Genomic DNA, 21,193 nt, shown 5'->3' on the forward strand with positions numbered 1-21,193 from the left:
TTTTGCCTTTCTGCGCAATGCTCACTACTATGCAACCATTGATAAAAAAGTGAATCACACAACATGATCGGATGTCTTATTGGTGAAGTCTTCGCACTAGAAGCACCCACCGTACTTTTAAATGTAAATGGTGTCGGTTATGAAATTGATACACCACTAACCACTTTCTGCCAACTACAAAAAGGCCAGAAAATTACCTTATGGACGCACCTTGCCGTTCGCGAAGACGCTCAACTGCTCTATGGTTTTCTACATCAACAAGAAAAAATCATTTTTCGCACGCTATTAAAGGTCAACGGTGTCGGCCCTAAAATGGCTTTAGGCATTTTATCCACACTCAGTGTCGATATGCTGATTCACACTGTTGAACATGAAGATATCAATACTCTGGTTAAAGTACCGGGCGTGGGTAAAAAAACCGCTGAACGTTTGATGATTGAGCTACGTGATCGCTTTAAAGCGATGTCTTCAGGCGCAGCGCCAAGCAATTCAACCGTTGAACAAATCCAGTTCACAGGCAACTCTGCCGTGGCAGAAGCCGAAGCTGCATTGCAGTCTTTAGGGTATAAACCTCTAGAAGCACAGAAATTAGTCAATGCTGCAAAAGGTGATTTTACTGAGGCGAGCGACATCATCCGTGCTGCTCTCAAATCCATGAATAAATAATTCAAATAGACACACCAATACACCTAAATTGGATACACGAAGGCGACATGGATGTCGCCATGTTGGATTGGGATATAAGGACATATCCTCAATCCAACATAAGATTTACTTGCGGACTTTTAAATATATTTAAAAGCCCTCATTTTGATCTTTCAAAAGTAAGGCAATGCCTACACAATGGTACCTAAACACAAATCATAATTTGAGGCTGTGCCTCGAAAGTTCAGCCAGAGATTGATTTAACTATATGCAAGACCGTCTCATCGGTGGTTCCGAAAAACCCGAAGATCATATCGACCGCGCCATCCGTCCGACCTCACTCGATGACTACATCGGTCAGCCCGTGGTTCGTGAACAAATGGAAATCTTTATTGGCGCAGCCCGTGGTCGTGGTGAAGCCCTTGATCACACCTTAATTTTTGGCCCACCAGGGCTGGGTAAAACCACACTTGCGAACATTATTGCCCGTGAAATGGGTGGAAACCTCAAGTCGACTTCGGGTCCTGTATTGGAACGTGCTGGGGACTTGGCAGCCATGCTGACCAACCTTGAAGAAGGTGATGTACTATTTATTGATGAAATTCACCGTCTTTCTCCCGTGATTGAAGAAATTCTGTACCCTGCTATGGAAGACTACCAACTCGACATTATGATTGGTGAAGGTCCTGCGGCTCGTTCAATTAAGCTCGACTTACCCCCCTTTACTTTAGTTGCTGCAACCACACGTGCAGGACTCCTCACCTCTCCTTTACGTGACCGTTTTGGTATTGTGCAACGCCTTGAGTTCTATTCAGTCACTGACTTGACGCATATTGTGACTCGTTCTGCCAATTTGATGGATGTACCGATTACACGTGAAGGGTCAGCAGAAATTGCACGTCGTTCTCGTGGTACACCGCGTATCGCCAACCGTTTACTGCGTCGAGTCCGTGACTATGCACAAGTCAAAGGCACAGGTGAAGTGACACAAGATATGGCGCAACGTGCACTCGATATGCTCAATGTCGACAAAGACGGTTTAGATACTTTAGACCGTCGTTATTTGAGTATGTTACTTGAGCGTTTTGATGGTGGCCCTGGCGGTGTAGAAGCATTGGCAGCAGCGATGGCTGAAGACTCAGGTACGCTTGAAGATGTGATTGAACCGTATTTGATCCAGCAAGGTTATGTGATGCGCACCGCTCGGGGGCGTATCGCCACCAATATGGCATATTTACAGTTTGGACTGACCCCGCCTGAACCCAAAGACAAATAAAAACATGATGTCATCTTAAAAAGAACAGCGAACTGAGCTACTAGCTAAATGGGGCCACTACATTCGCTGTTCTGTGTTTGACAGTAAGAGCTATACATCAAAGCTAAAAATTAGCATATTATCAAATACTTAACCAAGTATAAGCGCTTTTTAATTTACGATGAGAAGCAACTTATTGCATGTTTTTACGTTGCTTTTTTTGCAGGTACATTTGTTGATCCGCGAACTCAATTAAAGGATCAATTTCCAAAGCATCCTCGGGGTAGATTGCAAGTCCGACACTCGCCCCTATTTTTAAATCTAATTGTTCAAAGCGAAAAGGCAGCCCACACGCTTCAGCAATTCGATTCATCGCTGATGTAGCTAAATCTCTATTCGCAACACTGCTGAGTATTACTGCAAACTCGTCACCGCCAAGGCGTGCAACTAAATCCTCTTGTCTTATATTGTTTTTGATGCGATGTGCAATTTCTTTTAACGCGACATCTCCCATACGGTGACCAAATTGATCATTGATCGTTTTTAATCCATCCATATCAATCATCAAAACACCAATATGCTTTCCGTGTTTCTTGGCCTGTAGCACGCCTTGTCTTAAATAATCTAAAAATAATGCACGATTGGATAAACCCGTCAGGTGGTCTTGAGTCGCAAGTTTATATAACTCCTGTGCACCAAACTTAGTGGCGTGGTACATTGCTGCGGCAATTAACTCTGACATCAAACTCAAGAGTTGCAAATCACTTTCTTGAAATGCTTCTACATCTTCAGAGTAAATTTTTAGCACGCCCACCGCTTCACCACAATGAGTTAACGGTACTACAGCCATTGACCTCAGCCCGACTCGTCGGCATGCTTCACGATCCACACGCGAATCATTTTCACTATCGGTACAATACAAAGTCGTGTTTTGTTCTACACATAAGCCAGACAAACTATTGAGCTTATGAAGCCGTAGCCCAAGTAAGTGGGCTGCTCCACCAGATACAGCGCGATACACCATATCGCCATTTTCATCAAGCTCGACTACAGCACCTTTTGCATTGGTGATTTGCTGTGCTTGTTCAGCAACCAATGTCATGACTGCGTTGAGATCCAAACCAAGTTTTGCGATAGACGTTTGCGTCTGAATCACGGACATAAGTTGCGATGGTGTAGGTTGGTTGGCGTTGCTCATAACATCTATAAACACTTACATTTTTGGATTATTTAAAAAAATTATACAATTTGCATCGCATAAACTGAATCTTTTCAAGCGATACGCGATCAAATACAGATGACACTACCACGTGATAATCACTGTCTTCATGTGATAATCATGATAAATCTTCAGCAATAGACCCCATACCCTTGGTATGTTGCACCAATATAAGCAGCCAAGACAACTGCTTCTTTATACACAGCGGTAAAGACATATATGTGCATACAGCCGAGTTAAAGAATTCAAATACGTCCCCATCACCAAAAATAAAAGCTACTTTCTCAACTAGAATGTGCTCAATGCCACCTATAGTTACATAGTGAAATAGTTGTATGATCAGGAACCCTAATATTTGACACCTTGTGCCATTGGAGTGAAATCTCAAACTGCTAAACTTCGAGCCGTTACTCCACTTGACGTATCTAAATTTTAAGGCTGTATACTTGAATATAAAAGCGTCAAGGAACTTAAAATCAATTCATAAACTGAATAAAACGGAATACCCTCATGGCGAATAAATTCGAATTCAACATTCGTGTCTATATTGAAGATACCGATGCAGGTGGCATTGTTTACCACGCCAATCATATTCGCTTTATGGAACGTACTCGTACCGAATGGCTACGTGCTGCGGGTGTAGACCATTACTGGCACCAAAAAGACTATAATTTTGTAGTACACAAAATTAATGTGAAATATTCACGTCCAATTTTAATGGATGATTTAATTACTGTTACAGCAAGTGTTGTTTCGTGTAAGGCGACGTCATTTGTGTTGCAACAAAATATTTATCGTGGTGAAATCATGCTTGCATCTGGCGAAGTCGAATTGGCATGTATCAGTTCAGAAATGAAACCACGTCGCCTGCCAGATGAAATTCGTAACCTGATTCTGAAGGAATTAGGACAAGACTAAAAAAATTATTGGCACATGTAGTAACTATGGCAACTCAACTCGAATCATCTCTTCAAGTTTCAGATCTAATTTTACAAGCAAGCCCTGTCGTACAACTGATAATGCTGGCTTTACTTTTGGCCTCGCTGTTTAGCTGGTATCTGATTGCCAAGTTACACATGAGTTATAAAAAAGCACAGGCAGACGATGAGCATTTCCAAAAAATTTTTTGGTCGGGTGCTGAGCTGAATACGCTATATAACAATGCGCAACTTAACTCCAAACGTGTCGGCCTTGAGGACATTTTCTATCAAGGTTTGGGGGAGTTTTTAAAACTAAAAAAACGCAATGCTGCACCAGCACAAACCATTGAAGGTACAGAACGTATTTTACGTGTAGGGCTAAGTCGTGACCAAAGCCAACTTGAACAAGGCTTAGGTGCTTTGGCCAGCATTGGTTCTGTTGCCCCTTATGTCGGTTTATTTGGTACCGTGTGGGGCATCATGAATGCGTTCATTGGTTTAGCTGACGTAGATCAAGTCACCCTTGCAACAGTTGCACCAGGTATTGCTGAAGCACTCATTGCTACAGCGATTGGTTTATTTGCTGCTATTCCCGCAGTATTGGCATTTAACCATTACACAGGAAAAGGCGAAACGGTTTACTCCGATCGTGCTTTATTTGCAGAGGAAATGGTTGCGTTATTACAACGTCAGTCTTTGGGTGAAACTAAGGAACATGACTAATGGCAATTCAACGTTCAGGACGCTTCGAGCGCATTAAAAAACCACTAAAAAGTGAGATGAACGTCGTCCCATATATTGACGTCATGCTCGTATTATTAGTCATCTTCATGGTGACTGCACCCATGATTACCAGTGGCATCAATGTCGATCTGCCACAAGCCAATGGCAATCCTATTGAATCAAAAGATGCACCTGCAATGGTCAGCTTAGATAAAGAAGGTCGCTATTTTCTTAAATATAAAACGCATAGTTCAACTGAACCTTTGGCTTTATCTGAATTGACGTCTATTTTAAGTGAAGCACAACAACAAGCTCAGGCTGAAAACAAAACTTTAACTGTTGTTGTAGAAGGTGAACAGTCTCGCTCTTATGGCGAAGTCATGTCACTTATGAACAGTCTACAAGAAGCGGGCCTCACCCAAGTTGGATTACTCACAGAGCCATTAAAGTAATTTATGAAAGATTTTAAAAAGCCACCTTTTAAACAAAAAGCCATCGCGCTTGGATTTACCTTTGGTATCCATGTGATTGCTGTTGTTGGCTTACTTTATCTTGGTATGAGTAAACCACCTGAGCCACCGAAGCAAATCAAGACTGTTCTGATTAAACCCGAGGACTTAAAGCCTGTTACGCTTGAAGAAACAAAGTTTACTGAAACAGCACATGAAAATGTAGCCAAAGAAATCACACAAACGGCTCCCCCCACTGTAGAGCCTGCACCTGTTATTCCAACCCCACCTATAACACCAGTTGTGCCAAAGGTCGATACTCAAAAAGCAGCTGCGGATGCCAAAGCCGCTGAAGCGGCAGCGCGTAAAGCAGAAATGCAAAAGCAGTTAGAAGCACGTGCGAAGGCTGAAGCTGAAAAACTTAAAGCACAGCAAGAGCGTGCCGAAGCTCGAGCTGCCGAACAAGCGAAAGCTGCTGAAAGAGCCAAACTGGATGCTGCCGCAAAAGCTGAAGCAGATGCAAAACACCGAGCAAACTTAGAAGCATTGAAAAAAGCGGAAGCTGTACAAAAAGCGAAGCTTGAAGCACAGAAGAAAGCTGATCTCGCTAAAAAGCAGCAACAAATTATTGATACCAATAAAGCTAAAGCTACGGCGGATGCAAAGGCCAAAGCGGATGCAGATAAAGCCAAGGCTGCCGCTGATGCAAAACGTAAAGCCGATGCGGACAAAGCAAAAGCCGCCGCTGATGCGAAGGCTAAAGCAGATGCCGATAAAGCCAAGGCAAATGCCGATGCTAAAGCTAAAGCAGATGCAGCGAAAACCAAAGCCGACGCTGATGCGAAACGTAAGGCCGATGCGGATAAAGCTAAAGCTACGGCGGATGCAAAAGCCAAAGCAGATGCAGAAAAAGCCAAGGCTGCCGCTGATGCAAAACGTAAAGCCGATGCCGAAGCAAAAGAGCGTGCGGCTGAAGAAGCACGTGCTTCATCTGCAAAACAGGCTGCCGAAGAAGCTGCACAAAAGAAAGCTGAGGCCAAACAAATTGCGTCCACGGCAAAACGAGACTTTGAAAATAAAATTAAGCGTGCATGGGATACCCCTGCCGGCTCAAGTGGGAAAACAGCGACAGCACGTGTGACGCTATCAGATAATGGTACTGTGCGGTCCGTCATTGTGAGTTCTAGCGACCCAGACATGAAAGCCAGTGTTGAAGCCGCGGTTCGTTCTGCTGCACCCTACCCTATGCCATCAGACCCAGAGGCGCGCAGACAAGCTCAAAGTTTTACTTCATCATTTACTGCAAAATAAAAATATCCCCTGAACAAAATCAGGGGATATTTATTTTGAGCACAATATGAAGTTTTTGTAGCGTTCTATGACCTAAAAGTACGTCAACTTTACACATCAAAATTATTTGATGTTTCAGCTATTCCATAACCGTTTCCGTACATCTATGACCTTGATCGGGTGATTCCTTTTCCTATTTACGCTTAAACCACTTAATTCGTACTCACTTTTCACAGTGTTATAACAGATCAATCATAATTTCATGCTTTCAATATTAGAAAATCATGCCATTATGTAGAACAATTAAATCCACAATAAAAGACGTTTGTTTGAGTAAATAACGAATGATGGAAATGACGCGTAAACACCTTCTTAGCCTAGCTATTTTAACTGCTTTTAGCCCAGTCTTAGTGACTCAAGCACATGCCCAGCTTCATTTAGAAATTGCAAAAGCACCTGAAGAAGCACCGAAAATTGCAATCGTGCCATTTAGCAATGACAGCAGTCTTTATCCTATTATTGAAACGGATTTAAATCGCTCAGGAAAATTCACCAGTTCCTCAAAAAATCTACCCGCAACAGCCAGTATGAACACACCTAATGCAGCTAACTGGCAGGCAGCTGGTGTACCGTATGTGGTGACTGGTACAGTTAAGTCTGCTGCAAATGGCGGTTTCGAAGTCCAGTACCAACTTTATGATGTGCAGAAACAACAATACCTTTTAAATGAATTATTAACCGTTCCAGCATCCCGTGTGCGCTCTGCCGCACACATGATTAGTGATGCTATCTATCAAGCACTTACAGGTATTCCTGGTGACTTTAGCGGACGGATTGCTTATGTACTACGTAATCCAGCTACGCCAGAACAACGCTATACACTTCAAATTGCCGATACCGATGGTGAGCAACCTCGGACGATCTTAACGTCACGTGATCCAATTTTATCACCAGCTTGGACTCCAGATGCCAAGAAAATTGCCTATGTGTCATTTGAAACTAAACGCCCCGCAATTTACGTTCAAGACCTTTCTACAGGTACACGAGAAAAACTTGCCAGCTTCCGTGGTCTTAATGGTGCGCCAAGTTTCTCACCAGATGGTAAGAGCATGTTGTTTACGGCATCTATGCATGGCAACCCTGAAATCTACCAAATGAACTTGGAAACCCGTCAGTTACAACGTATGACCAATGACAGTGCGATTGATACTGAAGCGCGTTATGCTCCTGATGGCAAATCATTTATTTTCACGTCTGACCGTGGTGGCTCTGCGCAGATTTATCGTTACGACTTCGACAGCAGTAACTATAAACGCCTAACTTTCCGTGGCGCATTCAATGCACGTGGCACACTCAGTGCCGATGGCAAAAAACTGGCACTAGTACACCGTCCAAGTGGTAGTAACTATAAAGTCGCAATTCAAGACCTAAACTCAAGTGTCACCAATATTTTAACGCCAACCAGTTTGGATGAATCACCAAGTTTTTCACCAAACGGACAAATGGTGGTCTATGCCACACGTGAAGGCTCACGTGGTTTGCTCTCGATCATGTCATTGGATGGACGCTTCCGTATGAACCTTCCAAGCGAACAAGGTGAAGTACGCGAACCCGCTTGGGCGCCTAAATAATTTTTAACTGTCTTTTTTAGTAATCATCAGTTTTCATGGAGATGAAGAATGAAATCAATCAAACTTTTAGCCCTTCCGATTTTAGCAACTGCTCTAGTTATGACTGGTTGTGCAAGTCGTAAACCAGCAGCAACAATTGAGGCGGGTCAAAACCCAAATGGTGCCACCACAGTCAACACACAAGGTCTAAGTGAAGATGCTGCATTAAATGCACAAAATCTTGCAGGTGCATCAGCAAAAGGTGTGACTGAAGCAAACAAAGCATTTTTAGCAAAACGTGTTGTTCACTTTGACTACGATAGTAGCGAACTCAGTAATGAAGACTATCAAACTTTGCAAGCACATGCTCAGTTCCTCATGGCTAATGCAAACTCTCGCGTAGCGTTAACAGGTCATACCGATGAACGCGGTACACGTGAGTACAACATGGCATTAGGCGAACGTCGTGCTAAAGCTGTTGAGAGTTTCTTAATCACTACAGGTGTAAGTCCAAACCAACTTGAAGCCGTTAGCTATGGTAAAGAAATGCCTATCAATGCCGGTCATGATGAAAATGCATGGAAAGAAAACCGTCGCGTAGAAATTAACTACGAAGCTGTACCGCCACTATTAAAATAGTAGTCGTTTCTTCAGCTATAAAAAAAGCGCTCAATTTCGTGGGCGCTTTTTTTATGACTAAACTTGTTCAGGCTTGGGATCTTGGTCAGACTCTTCAGCGTGTTGCATAGACTCAATCATGTCATGCTTATTGAACTTTTTGTACTCAGCTTTGGCTTCATAATCTTGCCATGCTTTTTTTACACTATCCGCTGAAATGTCATCTAGAGTAATCCCTTCGCTCGGCGTTGGAGTCGCATCAAATTTTTGCGTAGTCATTGTTGTGCTCCTATTTTTACCTGATGTTCCTTTCATCAACATAGCACTTTCCACGAGACTTGCAAGGGTAAAATCACAGCAAATAGTCGAGTTTAATTGTTCTTTTGCCTCGTTCTCGACTAAAATATAGCGCAAAGTTGATTTTATTATGTATTCAAGTTTTAGTGGAGCCTTCCCCCTTATGTCATATCTCAATCTGTCCCAATTCTTAGAACAACAAACGGGAAATCTTACGCCTGAATTGGCTCAAGTGATTAGCACAATTGCTAACACTTGCCAGACCATTGATCAAGCTTTGCAAAAAGGTGCCTTAGCAGGAGTTTTGGGCAGTGCACAAAATGAAAATGTGCAAGGTGAAGAACAAAAAAAATTAGATGTGATTTCAAATGACTATTTAATTGATGCTTTAAAAGTACACCCACAGGTTGGTGGTTTAGCTTCTGAAGAATTAGATGAATTCACCCCAGCTCAAGAAAATGGCAAATATTTAGTGTTATTTGACCCTCTTGATGGTTCAAGCAACATCGACATTAATATGTGCGTGGGTACTATTTTCTCAATCTTGCCTGCAAAAAATACAGTAACTCAAGCTGAAGACTTTATGCAAGCAGGCAACCAGCAAGTTGCTGCGGGTTATGTGCTCTATGGTCCATCCACCATGTTAGCGTTAACAGTCGGTGCAGGTACTGTGTTTTTCACTTTCGACCCTGAAACTCAACAATTCTTGCTCACTTCTGAAAATATTCAAGTAGCAGCAGATACCAAAGAATATGCAATTAACTCATCCAATCAACGTCACTGGGAGAATCCAGTAAAACGTTATATTGAAGAACTTCTTGCAGGTAAAACAGGTCCGCGTGAGAAAGACTTCAACATGCGTTGGGTTGCATGTATGGTGGGCGACATTCACCGTATTCTTTGCCGTAGTGGTATTTTCATGTATCCATACGACCTCAAAGATCCGACAAAAGCAGGTCGTCTACGTTTAATGTATGAAGCAAACCCAATGAGTATGTTAATTGAACAGGCTGGCGGTGCATCTACAACGGGTCGCGTTCGTATTTTAGACATTCAACCGACTGACCTACACCAACGTGTCCCTGTGATTATTGGTTCTAAAAACGAAGTCGATTTAGTGACTGGCTACCACAACTAATTTTTTAAAATGCGCATAACCATCTAACGCGTTATGTGCACGAGTCTCCCTCATGTCAATCGTTTTTCTTGAATCAAAAGACAACCCAAAGATTAAACATCTGCGTGGTTTAATTGAACAAAGTAGTTACCGTAAAAAGCAAGGTCAAACCGTGCTTGAAGGGACACACTTAGGCTTAGCTTGGGTTGAAAAAAAGAAGAAACTCAATTCTATTTTCACCACTGAAAATGCACTCGAACACCCTGATATTTGCGATATTTTAGATGAATATGAAGGTGCTGTTTTTGTCATTGCTGAAAGCCTGTATCGAGACTTAAGCACATTGGGGACCACTTTGCCCTTCTTGGCAGTTGTAGACTTACCAAGTTCAAGCCAAAGCGTAGACTTTAGCTTAGACACCCTGATTTTGGAAAATATTCAAGATCCAGGTAATGTCGGTACACTCCTCCGCTCCGCAGCTGCTGCAGGGATTAAACAAGTGATCTGCACCAAAGGCTCAGCATCACTTTGGTCGCCACGTGTATTACGCGCTGGTATGGGAGCGCATTTCTCGCTCAACACCTATGAAAACGTTGCCATCGAAGATGTACTCGAGCGCTTTGAAATTCCAGTGTATGTCACCAGCTCACATCAAGCTGAAAGCCTGTATCAAAAAGATTTAACCCAAGCTTGTGTCTGGATCTTAGGTAACGAAGGTCAAGGTGTTTCTGATTTTGCTTTGGCCCATGCCCAAGCAGTTAGCATTCCACAACCAGGTGGTCAAGAGTCTCTTAATGTGGCAATTGCAGGTTCAATTTGTTTCTTTGAAATGGTACGACAGCGACTTTAAAATCGTTAAGTTATATTAATTAAAGTCGGTTCAGCTAAAAAAATAGATTACACTAGAAAAAATAATTAGTTGTGTTGTCAACCAAACCATTATTTCCAACGTTATAGGCACATGATCGAGGAAATAATGGTGGGTATCCAATGACAGGATTTTCCATCTCTATGGATTTAGCACCCAAACAGTCTAAAGCGCAAGATTCGAGTATTCTTAAGAGTACCGCTGAGTCTCGCCTGAAAAGCTTTATGCAAGAAGTGACTGGTCGTGCATTAGTGATGATGGAAAGTGCAACACAAAACCAACATGGCATTGCCATGGATTTGGTGCAAGAAGCCTTTATTTCTTTGCATAAGTCTTATGCAGATCGTTCTACGGAAGAATGGTATCCCCTGTTCTATACCATTTTAACCAACAAATTACAGGATTGGCGTCGTAAAGAAGCACGTCGAGCACAACCCTTTTCTTTCTTCAAAAAAGTCAGTCTTGATGATGACGATCTTGAAGTCAATGATGTGGTTGATGAAAGAGCGCTAAATCCATCAGACTTTTTAAGTCAAGCTGCTACTGCTGATGAAATTCAAGAAGCCATTGCGAGCCTTCCAGTTCGTCAACAGCAAGCATTTATGTTACGTGCATGGGAAGGTTTTGATACTGCAACTACTGCACAAATCATGAATTGCTCTGAAGGCAGTGTTAAAACGCATTACCATCGTGCGATTCAAGGCTTACGCCAAGCTCTCGCACATTTGAATCCACATCTAGGAGGATCATCCGAATGAAAGATGATTTCTTAAAGCAAGTAACCTCCAAACTTGATGGACTCGCGCAGCACCACAAAAATAAACCCGTGGTGATGCAACATGTTCTTGATGATATTCAAGATCAAAAGTCCTCACGTTATGGCCTTTGGAAAATGTCTAGTTTTGCTTTAGCTGCGGCTATTGCAGGTTTCGTGGTTCTTCCAAACTCTGTAACTCTCGATGAAAAACCACACAACCAAGTAGTTTCGACTCCTAAACTTTCACCACAGATGGTTGAAGATTTAGAAATGTTATTGGTTTTAGGTGAGGACACCGTTCCACATGGCAGCTAAACGTGTCGCTTTTGCGCTTTGTACACTGGGTTTTTTACAAACCAGTTTTGCAGGTTTTGAACGTTTTTGGATTTTTTCCAAAGATGCGGATACACAAGTATCTGAAACGTGGGAATCGCTATCTGAAGAAGAACAGCGTGCGTTAATTCAACGCTACCAGTCCCTCAAAGAACTCCCAGATGCGCAAAGTGCCGCACTTCAACAACGTATGGATTGGTTCACTCAGCTACCTGAGCAAGAAAAGCAGAAAATGCGTGATACATGGCAACAGATGAGCACCCAAGAGCGACGTGATTTAGGCATTCGCATGCAAAAAGCTGATGCAAATGAACGTGTAAATATTCGTAATGAATATATTAATAAATACATCAATAACCATAACAGCACACATTAAGTTCAGTCAAAACTTATGACCTACTGCTCTCAAGTTCATAAAAAATGCCTCAATTGAGGCATTTTTTATTTTAATTCTAAATTTTACGGCGTTGTCTTAACCACACCAATGACAATAACCCTATCACCCCTAAACCACCGATCGAACCGCCTCCACCGCCACTTGATTCTTTATTGGTATTTTTAGCAGTATTTTTAAAGTAGATCATCGCAGATTTAGACTCTTCAGCCTCAGCATCATAAATTACATATTCAATCTCATAGGGGAATGGGCTGAAATTATTGCGCACTTCAACTTCAATATTACCGCCATAACATACATATTTCTCATACTCTCCAGGACACGGTCCTGTACGCTCTGGTTTAATATTGATACCTGCATCTTGACGAACAATACGAATTGCAAGATTTTCACCATTAGCATCTTGGTAAAATGCTGGTCGCTGATATTCTGAGGCCACAGTGCTAACAGGGCCATCACCGTCATCACTATCATTGGAAAGTGGGTTTATATTTAATTTTAATGTTCCACCGTAATTCAATGTGTATTCGTCTGTTTTGGCAATTGGTTGAATATTGCTAAATTCAGCTTTTAAAATTCCTGACGATGTTGCCTGTGTTGACTTACTCTGAACAGTATATTGACAATAGACATATTCAGAACTATTGGTAGGTTGACCATCTGTTCGATAAATCATGATTTGTTTTAAATCATCTTTCCATTCACAGCGCAATGTTGGATCAGCCCTGAGTTTAGAAGTATCAAGGACACCGCCTGTAGCACTGAGTGTTCCAACACCCAAAACCTTAGTTTCAATAATCGCATAATTATCTGTATTGGGTTCTTTTAAAGCTGATGTTCCATCAGCAGAATTAATCACAGCTTCATCTTGAAGTATAAAAAGGAATGGATCGACATAAATCGCACGGTATTTTTGATCAGTTTTTGTCGCGGATAAAAGTGCTTTATAGCGTTGTAACTCCTCATTAAACTCAACTAGAAAGTCAGGGTTAGTATTTTTATTGGCAATTAAATCTTCTAATTCCTTAATATTATCTTCATAAGCTTGTAGACGCTCTACATGTGAGGTGTTTTTCAAATCGGTAATGTCTGCCGCCGCCAAGCGACGAAGTTCAACAGAACCAATATCGCAACTATTGGCATCTTCTGGAGCCAACATCAAGGTTCCATCAACAATACGATCTAAGCCACGCTGATCACTACTATTACAGTCTAATTTGCTGTTGGTATCTAACAAATCAATAGCTCCCCCATTGACTTTCGGGAAGTACATTTGTCGAAATAAATTATACTTTGATGGTTCAGTTAATGAACTCAGTAAGCTAGACATAGCAACATTTTTAACATCAATATTGGTATCAACCGAATTACTTACAACCCTTGCACCTTCAGCGAACTCACACTGGCTTGTACTTGTATCAAAAGCGTTATAAGCAACTGTCACACCAGCATCATACTTATCCGACAAAGTCTGTGATCCTAAATAACGGCACGACTTGTATTGGTTATATGCAAGCACATTGTAATATAAAGATTTATCACCAGAATCATCATAATCCAGAACACCTGCTGCACTATTTTCCACAATGGTATTGTTTGAAAGGATAAAACTACTTTCTAGACTTAAATTATGTTCACGAGTATTGATGGCATAAATAATACTTCCGTTTGTAGGACTCGCAATGTTTTTTGCCACAGTATTATTACTCATGGCAACTTTAGGATTCCCGCAGAAGTCAAATGCACTGAGACTCGATGTCAGTCCATTCGCAATAAAACTACTCGCCCTAAATTCTAGATTAGCCTTCACATCCAAAAGACCTGCATTGCACTGCATTGCAAGAATACTACCAACATTCGCCTGATTACCCTGCAACACACTGTTATTAACAGACAGTTGATGTTCCCCTGATCCAACTAAATATAATGCCCCACCTTTCTTAGCAGATTTTGAGTTTAAAATCTGACTATTGTTGAGGGTTAATGCTCCACCAATAAGCAGAGCCCCACCTTCATCCGAGGAGTAACCATTTTCTAAAACTACATTTTCAAGTGTTAGACTACTCTGTGTGATGGTGTTAAATAAACGTGATTTCCCAGCCGCATCAATTCGTGAAGTCAACTCACCTAGTGCTGGATACTTAAAACTAATTGGGCTTTTCTCACGATCTAAATATGGACTTTTTCCTAAAATCACAACCTTAGATTCAGGTGTGATTTCTTTATTCAACTTATATGTACCAGCTTTTAATTGAATATAATCTGTCTGACCAGAACCTGTATTCCCAGCTGTGCAGCCCCCATAAGCCTTGTTGAGACTCGCTGTTTTAATTGCCTCACGGAGTGAGCATTGATCCATGTTCACATTATCTTCATCTTCAAATGTATTGACATAAATAGTCTTATCTTCCGCTGCAATTAGAGCCATGCTCGCGACCACCACGGCTCCTAACAGTCCTTTCTTAAAATATTTCATGTTTGGCCTTTTCTTTTTATTTTCGACGCAGCAAAATTAATGCAAACAACCCGAGTAAGCTAAGAATTCCAGTGCTTCCTCCAGAGGTTTTAATTTTGTCACTTTCCATATGATTTTGTGGTTCTTGCACAATTTGAACATTCACTTCAATGAACGGAACATGCTCATCAAAGCGTGTTGTTGTGGTCACAAGTTGCAGTCTAAAAATATCTGCACCATGCCATGATCCATTTGGCGTGTAGGTGATATTCCCTTGCTCATCAATAACAACTTTGCCCTTGGAAACAGTTTGAGTCTGCTGTACACGCATACAACCCGGTTGCCATTCTTCGCCATTAGGCGCCTTGACTGAGTTGAACAAGGTCGCACATTCAGTTTTAGACAATAAATCACTATCCCCTAGCAAATCTGCAACTGAAAGCTTGGCAACTTGGCCAGAGATTAAATCCTGACCAATCAGACTAATGCTGGTAGGGACTTCAATTTCAATTGCGCCTCGGTCACAGAAAGTATTATTACTATTCCTGTTTACGCCTCGTTGATCAGAGCTTTCACAACCAATCAGAGTATCGGTTGAGTTCACAACTACTTTACCTTTATTCACAATTGGTGAATCTAGCCAATGCATTTGACTCATTAAGATACGTGGGCGTATATAACCTAAAAATTTTTGATTAGGTACCTTATACGGACACAGTAAGCTATCCCCATCTTCAGACATCGTCTTACAATCGCCAACAACATCATTGCCTGCAATCAGAGGACCCGACCAAAACTCATTGGGATAATAATTTACACCACTTCCACAATCCTCTTGTGTAACAAGATTATTCTGAAGCACGGCTTTAGCAACATTTCCAGCACAGTTTTCTGCAATTGTATTTTCAATGTTGCCAAGTACAATACTATTCGCCAAATAAGCCATGTTTGCAGTGGCATCAAAGTAAATACCTTTACTATTGCCAACGACAGTTAAATTGTTCAAAGCCATACCATCACGAACATTGACGACATAGCCCGTATTTTTGACAAAGGTACTACTGACAAGACGTGATGTTAATGTCAATAAGGTAGAATCTTCATTAACAGTCGCATTATTTAAAGAATAAATATTGGCACTTGTACTGTTTGTTGTTTTATTTTCTTTGAAAACAGAATTAGATATGCGAAAAGAAGGTGCACCACCATACAATATTGCCCCTTGTACCGCTTGGTTCTTCTCGACCAAACTCGAGCGAATTTCTACTATACTTCGACTGATCCCATCTGCCAACAAGGTTGCAACATTATAAATAGCACCACCTTGCTCAGCAAAACCACCCGTTAATTTGACATATTCTAGACTTAAATATTCATTATTATAAATTAGCCCGCCTTGCCCAACACCACACTCTTGTTCACAGCCTTGCAAACTCACTTCTTTTAAATTCACACGAATTAAAGCGCTTTGATCATTATCAACTCGTAAAATATTATCTTGTCCATTCATTTTTAAAATGGCATTACTTACACCCTGAACAATGTCATCCCCAACAGAACTATCGTATGTAGTTCTCAGCGTCATATCTTTTTTTATGCTTAAGTGATTGTTTAGTAAATATGTTTTATTTTTTTCAAGCAAAATTGTTGAAATAGCATCTTTACCACCACAACCATAATATCCAGCTTCTGGCATGTCTTGATTAATATATTCGATAGCTTCGCGAAGTGAACATTCCGTGTCATTTTTGACAATATCTGCAGTGGTCGTGACCTTAATATTGTCTGAGTAGGCATGACTCGCCATGAATAGCGTAGCTACACCTATGCTCTTCTTGAGCATAACGATCTCCTTGCTTTTTATTTTATCTTTTCTTTTTATTCTTAGGTTGCATAATCCCTGCAACACCTAACAATTTTCCGTACTCTGTCACAGCTCGAACAATTTCTCAAGTAATATTATGATTTACCGATATTCGTCAATCAACGCATAAATCTGTCTTAAGTTTGCATTACTTAATTTGGTTTTCTCTCCCTTCAATAACTGAATCAACTGTTCCAAGCTTTGTAATAATATCGAGGTTTGATGCGGACCATGTGCAAGTAAATAATCAATAATTTGTTGATCCATATGAATCCCACGACGTGAAAGAACTGACATCACCAGTGTCGATCGGTCAGCATACAAACTACCATTTGGGACTTTCACACTCACCGCTTGGGTTAAACGTGACTGCAAATCAGGTAACTCAAGTTTTAACTCAATGGGAGCAACCCGAGAAGAGAACACCAACTGTCCACCTTCTTCATTGTTATAGTTGATTAAATGGAAAACTGCTTTTTGCCAATGTGGTACACCACTAATGGCTTCAATATCATCTAAAGCGACCAGATCAAAACGTTCTAAAGAGGTAATTGCTTCAGTCGGAGCATCAAGCAACTCAAGCAATGAAACTTGAATTGCTGTTTTTCCAATTTCCAGATAGGAATCGCAAATTGCTGAGAGCAAATGACTTTTCCCTGAACCTGCACCACCATAGACATAGAAACGATTCATTAAACCCGCATGTAACTGACGAATTGCATCTATAACATGCCCCCACCCTGGCCCAGAAAAATCACTGATCCGAGCATCGAGTTGAGGTTCAATATCTAATTGCAATTGACGCATAGGGGGGTATTTGTCCTAAAGTTCTTTATGGTCGACTTGATCAATCTTACTTGAATTTTCAGATGCTTGCTGATCTTTTACCATCCGATTTTTTAATTCAATATCAACTTCAACCTGATCAGTTTCAATGCTAATTGAACCTGTTGTCGAATCTTGTGAAATAAGTGCTGGTGTTCCATACATAGGGCTATTTTCGTAAAACTCACGTGCATGTCTCAATAAAACCACAATCACAGCAGCTACAGGCAATGCAATCAACATCCCCAAAATTCCGCCCAACTGAGCACCTGCTAGAACCGCAAATACAACTGCCACTGGAGACAGTCCAATTTTATCGCCTAGCAAGAACGGTTGCAGGATATAGCCTTCTACAGCTTGACCAATCATAAAGACCACACCAACTAGCAGTAGCTGCATCCAGTCAATACCAAATTGGAATAAGCTTGCAATAACAGCTGCAATAATACCAACAGCAAAACCTAGATAAGGAATAATACTACATAGGCCTGCGACCATACCGATAATTAAACCGACCTCAAGCCCAATAAGCTGTAAACCAACAGCATAGACCACACCCAAAAGCACCATCACCAAGAACTGACCTTTAACAAAAGCACCCAGTACGCTATGGCACTCTCTAACGATGACAAGCGTCCTTTGCTCGTAGGCTCTTGGAATCAGGCGACGGAAACTATCCAGCATGCGATCCCAATCTAATAGAAAATAGAATGCAATAATCGGAATCAGAACCACCGTACCGCCAATTTGAATAAAGTTCAGACCAGATTGCGCCAATTTAGCAATCATCGCTTGAATGCTGTCTGCACTATAATTGGTTTGTACGTATTCCATAATAGCCGCTGAAATTTGATCAACATCCAATTCCATAGGAACTAAATTAAAGCTGTCTGAAAGCCAAGGGAGGAATTTATAATTTGCCCAATGTATCCCTGAAGGAATACTATTTTTGGCATACATTAACTGTTCCCAAATCAACGGAACCAAATACCAAAATGCTAATGTAATGACAACGCCAATACCGATAAAAACAGCACTGATAGATAGCCAACGCGGTAAACCAATTTTATGCAGTTTATCGACTAATGGGCTAAACAGATAAGCGACTAAAAATGCACCAATAAAAGGTAAAACGACAGGTTTGAGTAAATACAACACCCAGAGAATAAGTGCTATACCTGCCAAAATAAAGAAACGCTTCAGTGTACGATCTTGCATGCAATCTCGCCTTTTTCAGATTTAATCGTTATTGAGAAAAATATTTTAGTAAAGATAACATTTTAGCGCAGAAATAACATATGTGTTTCGTATATTCAGGTATAATCGCCCCGCGAATGCGGAGACTTCATTATGAGCAACTCAACTTCTACCCCAAACACTGGTTTAAGCTACAAAGATGCAGGTGTCGACATTGAAGCGGGCGACGCGTTAGTCGATCGTATTAAATCTGTCGCGAAGCGTACTACTCGTCCTGAAGTAATGGGCGGACTAGGTGGCTTCGGTGCACTTTGTAAAATCCCTAAAGGTTATGAAGAACCTGTTCTCGTATCAGGCACAGACGGTGTTGGTACAAAATTACGTTTAGCATTGAATTTGAACCGTCATGACACAATTGGTCAAGACTTGGTTGCAATGTGTGTAAACGATCTTCTTGTCTGTGGCGCTGAGCCATTATTCTTCCTTGACTACTACGCAACAGGTCACCTAAATGTTGATGTTGCAGCAAACGTAGTCACTGGTATTGGTGCAGGCTGTGAACTTGCTGGTTGTGCATTGGTTGGCGGTGAAACTGCTGAAATGCCTGGCATGTATGAAGGCGAAGATTATGACTTAGCCGGTTTCTGCGTAGGCGTGGTTGAGCAAAGCAAAATTATTGATGGCTCTAAAGTTAAAGCAGGTAATGTTTTAGTTGGTGTTGCATCTTCAGGTGCACACTCAAACGGTTACTCTCTACTTCGTAAAATCTTAGATGTTAAGAATATTGATTTAACTCAAATTGTTGATGGCCGCCCACTTGCCGATGCGGCAATGGAACCAACTCGTATTTATGTGAAGCCTATTCTTCAACTTTTAAAAGAAGTTGATGTTCATGCAATGGCACATATTACAGGTGGCGGTTTACCTGGTAACTTACCACGCGTATTACCAAATGGTGCTCAAGCTGTTGTCAATGAAGCATCTTGGGAATGGCCAGAATTGTTTAAACTTCTTCAACGTGAAGGTGGTGTTGAACAGTTTGAAATGTATCGCACATTTAACTGTGGCGTAGGTATGGTTTTAGTTGTCGATGCTGCTGACGCTGACAAAACAGTTAAATTACTGAATGAGCTTGGCGAAAAAGCATTCACCATGGGTCATATTGTAGACAATGCTGAGTCAGTTGAAGGCGCAGACGAAAAAATCCGTGTCGTTTTCGCTTAATTCATATGATTAAAATTGCTGTTTTGGTTTCAGGAAATGGATCAAACCTTCAGGCTTTGATTGATGCCAACCTTTCAGGAAAAATTGTAGGCGTTATTTCCAACAAGCCTGAAGCCTATGCGCTACAGCGTGCTGGAAATGCAGGTATTGCAACAGCAGTGATTGAACACAAGCAATATCCAAATCGTGAAGCTTTTGATGATGTTATGCATCAACAATTGCTCGATTGGGATGTTGATCTCGTGGTTCTTGCTGGCTTTATGCGTATTTTAAGTGAGAAATTTGTTAGTGCTTGGGAAGGGAAAATGATTAACATTCACCCTTCTCTTCTGCCGTATTACAAAGGGATGCATACTCATCAGCGCGTACTGAATACTGGTGATCAACTACATGGCTGTACCGTGCACTATGTGACGGCTGAACTTGATGCAGGTCAGGCTTTAGCACAAGGCGTTCTGAAAGTGAATGTACATGATAATGCCGATTCACTAGCAAGCCGAGTACATGTGCTTGAACATGTCATTTACCCGCAAGTGGTGGAATGGATTTGTACAGGTACAATTCAGCATACCGAAAAGGCTGTGTTATATCGTGGTCAAATCATGCATGAACCTGTGCAATTTGCCAAGTTTCCATAAATTTTAAGATTAAAAAAACGCATCCTCGGATGCGTTTTTTTATGATGATTTCTAATGCTTTTCTAACAACTGATTAATTAATGGATTGATTTTCGATTCATTACTTTTATATTTCGTTGGATTTAACAACCCACCTGCATGTAATTTATATTCAGCAAAACCGAGCAATTGATCATCTTTATAAAGCCTTAATTCCGCTCTAGTTAATACCATTGAAAAATCCCACTTTTGATAAGCCACATATTTCAAGACATAAACACATTCTAAAGGTTTAGTCCGATCATAAATTTGAGTTGAGATATGACGCGCTTCCAGACCATTTATAAGAATATTTTCAAAGTTAACCACAATAACTTGAGGATTATGTTCAATACAAATATGCGTTAAATCACGTTTATCAATATTATTCAAATGAGAGACTTGAGTGCTTGCACATCCCAGTAACGGAAGTATGAAAAATAAAGAATAAATGGCTTTCTGCATTTATAATCC

At 41.1% G+C, this 21,193-nt stretch carries 22 protein-coding genes; 15 read left to right on the forward strand and 7 right to left on the reverse strand.

Translation table 11 applies throughout. From position 1 onward, the window contains the following. Nucleotides 1–63: 63 nt before the first annotated feature. Together ruvA and ruvB are read left to right on the forward strand one after the other, a co-directional pair. Nucleotides 64–666 (forward strand): Holliday junction branch migration protein RuvA, encoded by a 603-nt coding sequence (ruvA, locus tag ACE01U_RS01095; RefSeq protein WP_086208279.1) that lies wholly within the window; start codon nt 64–66, stop codon nt 664–666. Between the two features lie 247 nt (nt 667–913). Beyond that, complete coding sequence (ruvB, locus tag ACE01U_RS01100) at nt 914–1,921, forward strand: Holliday junction branch migration DNA helicase RuvB (protein ID WP_395553073.1); 1,008 nt, start codon at nt 914–916, stop codon at nt 1,919–1,921. A 172-nt stretch (nt 1,922–2,093) separates the two neighbouring features. On the opposite strand, the gene ACE01U_RS01105 is transcribed toward ruvB, so the two are convergent. After that, nucleotides 2,094–3,098: a sensor domain-containing diguanylate cyclase gene (locus tag ACE01U_RS01105; RefSeq protein WP_086208281.1), complete on the reverse strand. Its 1,005-nt coding sequence runs from the start codon at nt 3,096–3,098 to the stop codon at nt 2,094–2,096. 531 nt (nt 3,099–3,629) lie between these two features. Here ACE01U_RS01105 and ybgC point away from each other — a divergent pair. The 6 genes from ybgC to pal all read left to right on the forward strand — a co-directional run bounded on the left by ybgC (nt 3,630) and on the right by pal (nt 8,750). Then, nucleotides 3,630–4,037: a tol-pal system-associated acyl-CoA thioesterase gene (gene ybgC, locus ACE01U_RS01110; protein ID WP_086208282.1), complete on the forward strand. Its 408-nt coding sequence runs from the start codon at nt 3,630–3,632 to the stop codon at nt 4,035–4,037. 26 nt (nt 4,038–4,063) lie between these two features. Continuing rightward, on the forward strand, nt 4,064–4,762 hold the full coding sequence (tolQ, locus tag ACE01U_RS01115; protein ID WP_086208283.1) for a protein TolQ: 699 nt from the start codon (nt 4,064–4,066) through the stop codon (nt 4,760–4,762). Continuing rightward, on the forward strand, nt 4,762–5,214 hold the full coding sequence (gene tolR / locus ACE01U_RS01120) for a protein TolR (RefSeq protein WP_086208284.1): 453 nt from the start codon (nt 4,762–4,764) through the stop codon (nt 5,212–5,214). Before tolQ ends, tolR begins: the two co-directional genes overlap by 1 nt. A gap of 3 nt (nt 5,215–5,217) precedes the next feature. Continuing rightward, nucleotides 5,218–6,522 carry a cell envelope integrity protein TolA gene (gene tolA, locus ACE01U_RS01125; RefSeq protein WP_110974579.1) on the forward strand — a complete coding sequence of 435 codons (1,305 nt, stop codon included), beginning with the start codon at nt 5,218–5,220 and terminating at the stop codon, nt 6,520–6,522. Nucleotides 6,523–6,848: 326 nt separating this feature from the next. Continuing rightward, on the forward strand, nt 6,849–8,132 hold the full coding sequence (gene tolB / locus ACE01U_RS01130; protein WP_162622327.1) for a Tol-Pal system beta propeller repeat protein TolB: 1,284 nt from the start codon (nt 6,849–6,851) through the stop codon (nt 8,130–8,132). A 48-nt stretch (nt 8,133–8,180) separates the two neighbouring features. Continuing rightward, nucleotides 8,181–8,750, forward strand: a complete 570-nt coding sequence (gene pal, locus ACE01U_RS01135) for a peptidoglycan-associated lipoprotein Pal (RefSeq protein ID WP_110974577.1) — start codon at nt 8,181–8,183, stop codon at nt 8,748–8,750. 57 nt (nt 8,751–8,807) lie between these two features. On the opposite strand, the gene ACE01U_RS01140 is transcribed toward pal, so the two are convergent. Then, entirely contained in the window at nt 8,808–9,008 is a 201-nt protein-coding gene (locus ACE01U_RS01140) for an NF038105 family protein (RefSeq protein ID WP_086208288.1), read from the reverse strand. 181 nt (nt 9,009–9,189) lie between these two features. On the opposite strand from ACE01U_RS01140, the gene ACE01U_RS01145 reads away from it, so the two are divergent. The 5 genes from ACE01U_RS01145 to ACE01U_RS01165 all read left to right on the forward strand — a co-directional run bounded on the left by ACE01U_RS01145 (nt 9,190) and on the right by ACE01U_RS01165 (nt 12,477). Continuing rightward, nucleotides 9,190–10,164: a class 1 fructose-bisphosphatase gene (locus ACE01U_RS01145; RefSeq protein WP_119063652.1), complete on the forward strand. Its 975-nt coding sequence runs from the start codon at nt 9,190–9,192 to the stop codon at nt 10,162–10,164. Between the two features lie 52 nt (nt 10,165–10,216). Next, complete coding sequence (locus ACE01U_RS01150; RefSeq protein ID WP_086208290.1) at nt 10,217–10,993, forward strand: TrmH family RNA methyltransferase; 777 nt, start codon at nt 10,217–10,219, stop codon at nt 10,991–10,993. Nucleotides 10,994–11,154: 161 nt separating this feature from the next. Then, a complete protein-coding gene (locus ACE01U_RS01155) occupies nt 11,155–11,769 on the forward strand; it encodes an RNA polymerase sigma factor (protein WP_395553177.1) in 615 nt (204 codons plus the stop codon). Then, the gene (locus ACE01U_RS01160) at nt 11,766–12,083 is read left to right on the forward strand and encodes a hypothetical protein (RefSeq protein ID WP_395553074.1); all 318 of its coding nucleotides are present in this window, start codon (nt 11,766–11,768) and stop codon (nt 12,081–12,083) included. The genes ACE01U_RS01155 and ACE01U_RS01160 overlap by 4 nt, the downstream gene beginning before the upstream one ends. Further along, complete coding sequence (locus ACE01U_RS01165) at nt 12,073–12,477, forward strand: DUF3106 domain-containing protein (RefSeq protein WP_086208292.1); 405 nt, start codon at nt 12,073–12,075, stop codon at nt 12,475–12,477. The genes ACE01U_RS01160 and ACE01U_RS01165 overlap by 11 nt, the downstream gene beginning before the upstream one ends. A gap of 76 nt (nt 12,478–12,553) precedes the next feature. Here ACE01U_RS01165 and ACE01U_RS01170 read toward each other — a convergent pair whose 3' ends face one another. From ACE01U_RS01170 to cxpE, 4 genes are all read right to left on the reverse strand, one after another. Then, nucleotides 12,554–14,974, reverse strand: a complete 2,421-nt coding sequence (locus tag ACE01U_RS01170; protein ID WP_395553075.1) for a CSLREA domain-containing protein — start codon at nt 14,972–14,974, stop codon at nt 12,554–12,556. Between the two features lie 16 nt (nt 14,975–14,990). Then, nucleotides 14,991–16,796 (reverse strand): rhombotarget A, encoded by a 1,806-nt coding sequence (gene rbtA, locus ACE01U_RS01175; protein ID WP_395553076.1) that lies wholly within the window; start codon nt 16,794–16,796, stop codon nt 14,991–14,993. A 123-nt stretch (nt 16,797–16,919) separates the two neighbouring features. Then, complete coding sequence (gene hda, locus ACE01U_RS01180) at nt 16,920–17,624, reverse strand: DnaA regulatory inactivator Hda (protein ID WP_086208295.1); 705 nt, start codon at nt 17,622–17,624, stop codon at nt 16,920–16,922. A 15-nt stretch (nt 17,625–17,639) separates the two neighbouring features. Further along, entirely contained in the window at nt 17,640–18,860 is a 1,221-nt protein-coding gene (cxpE, locus tag ACE01U_RS01185) for a chloramphenicol efflux transporter CxpE (protein ID WP_291374463.1), read from the reverse strand. 132 nt (nt 18,861–18,992) lie between these two features. Between cxpE and purM the strand changes: the two genes are divergently transcribed. After that, nucleotides 18,993–20,063 (forward strand): phosphoribosylformylglycinamidine cyclo-ligase, encoded by a 1,071-nt coding sequence (gene purM, locus ACE01U_RS01190; RefSeq protein ID WP_086208297.1) that lies wholly within the window; start codon nt 18,993–18,995, stop codon nt 20,061–20,063. 5 nt (nt 20,064–20,068) lie between these two features. Beyond that, a complete protein-coding gene (purN, locus tag ACE01U_RS01195; RefSeq protein WP_395553077.1) occupies nt 20,069–20,701 on the forward strand; it encodes a phosphoribosylglycinamide formyltransferase in 633 nt (210 codons plus the stop codon). 51 nt (nt 20,702–20,752) lie between these two features. Here purN and ACE01U_RS01200 read toward each other — a convergent pair whose 3' ends face one another. Beyond that, on the reverse strand, nt 20,753–21,184 hold the full coding sequence (locus ACE01U_RS01200; RefSeq protein ID WP_291374461.1) for an Sbal_3080 family lipoprotein: 432 nt from the start codon (nt 21,182–21,184) through the stop codon (nt 20,753–20,755). Between the last annotated feature and the right edge of the window lie 9 nt (nt 21,185–21,193).

Origin of the sequence: Acinetobacter halobius (genome assembly GCF_044130335.1) — a bacterium.
Classification (GTDB): domain Bacteria; phylum Pseudomonadota; class Gammaproteobacteria; order Pseudomonadales; family Moraxellaceae; genus Acinetobacter.

Coding starts and splice junctions, on each gene's coding strand:
- ruvA (WP_086208279.1), top strand. CDS start 64: ATGATCGGATGTCTTATTGGTGAAGTCTTCGCACTAGAAGCACCCACC.
- ruvB (WP_395553073.1), top strand. CDS start 914: ATGCAAGACCGTCTCATCGGTGGTTCCGAAAAACCCGAAGATCATATC.
- ACE01U_RS01105 (WP_086208281.1), bottom strand. CDS start 3,098: ATGAGCAACGCCAACCAACCTACACCATCGCAACTTATGTCCGTGATT.
- ybgC (WP_086208282.1), top strand. CDS start 3,630: ATGGCGAATAAATTCGAATTCAACATTCGTGTCTATATTGAAGATACC.
- tolQ (WP_086208283.1), top strand. CDS start 4,064: ATGGCAACTCAACTCGAATCATCTCTTCAAGTTTCAGATCTAATTTTA.
- tolR (WP_086208284.1), top strand. CDS start 4,762: ATGGCAATTCAACGTTCAGGACGCTTCGAGCGCATTAAAAAACCACTA.
- tolA (WP_110974579.1), top strand. CDS start 5,218: ATGAAAGATTTTAAAAAGCCACCTTTTAAACAAAAAGCCATCGCGCTT.
- tolB (WP_162622327.1), top strand. CDS start 6,849: ATGGAAATGACGCGTAAACACCTTCTTAGCCTAGCTATTTTAACTGCT.
- pal (WP_110974577.1), top strand. CDS start 8,181: ATGAAATCAATCAAACTTTTAGCCCTTCCGATTTTAGCAACTGCTCTA.
- ACE01U_RS01140 (WP_086208288.1), bottom strand. CDS start 9,008: ATGACTACGCAAAAATTTGATGCGACTCCAACGCCGAGCGAAGGGATT.
- ACE01U_RS01145 (WP_119063652.1), top strand. CDS start 9,190: ATGTCATATCTCAATCTGTCCCAATTCTTAGAACAACAAACGGGAAAT.
- ACE01U_RS01150 (WP_086208290.1), top strand. CDS start 10,217: ATGTCAATCGTTTTTCTTGAATCAAAAGACAACCCAAAGATTAAACAT.
- ACE01U_RS01155 (WP_395553177.1), top strand. CDS start 11,155: ATGGATTTAGCACCCAAACAGTCTAAAGCGCAAGATTCGAGTATTCTT.
- ACE01U_RS01160 (WP_395553074.1), top strand. CDS start 11,766: ATGAAAGATGATTTCTTAAAGCAAGTAACCTCCAAACTTGATGGACTC.
- ACE01U_RS01165 (WP_086208292.1), top strand. CDS start 12,073: ATGGCAGCTAAACGTGTCGCTTTTGCGCTTTGTACACTGGGTTTTTTA.
- ACE01U_RS01170 (WP_395553075.1), bottom strand. CDS start 14,974: ATGAAATATTTTAAGAAAGGACTGTTAGGAGCCGTGGTGGTCGCGAGC.
- rbtA (WP_395553076.1), bottom strand. CDS start 16,796: ATGCTCAAGAAGAGCATAGGTGTAGCTACGCTATTCATGGCGAGTCAT.
- hda (WP_086208295.1), bottom strand. CDS start 17,624: ATGCGTCAATTGCAATTAGATATTGAACCTCAACTCGATGCTCGGATC.
- cxpE (WP_291374463.1), bottom strand. CDS start 18,860: ATGCAAGATCGTACACTGAAGCGTTTCTTTATTTTGGCAGGTATAGCA.
- purM (WP_086208297.1), top strand. CDS start 18,993: ATGAGCAACTCAACTTCTACCCCAAACACTGGTTTAAGCTACAAAGAT.
- purN (WP_395553077.1), top strand. CDS start 20,069: ATGATTAAAATTGCTGTTTTGGTTTCAGGAAATGGATCAAACCTTCAG.
- ACE01U_RS01200 (WP_291374461.1), bottom strand. CDS start 21,184: ATGCAGAAAGCCATTTATTCTTTATTTTTCATACTTCCGTTACTGGGA.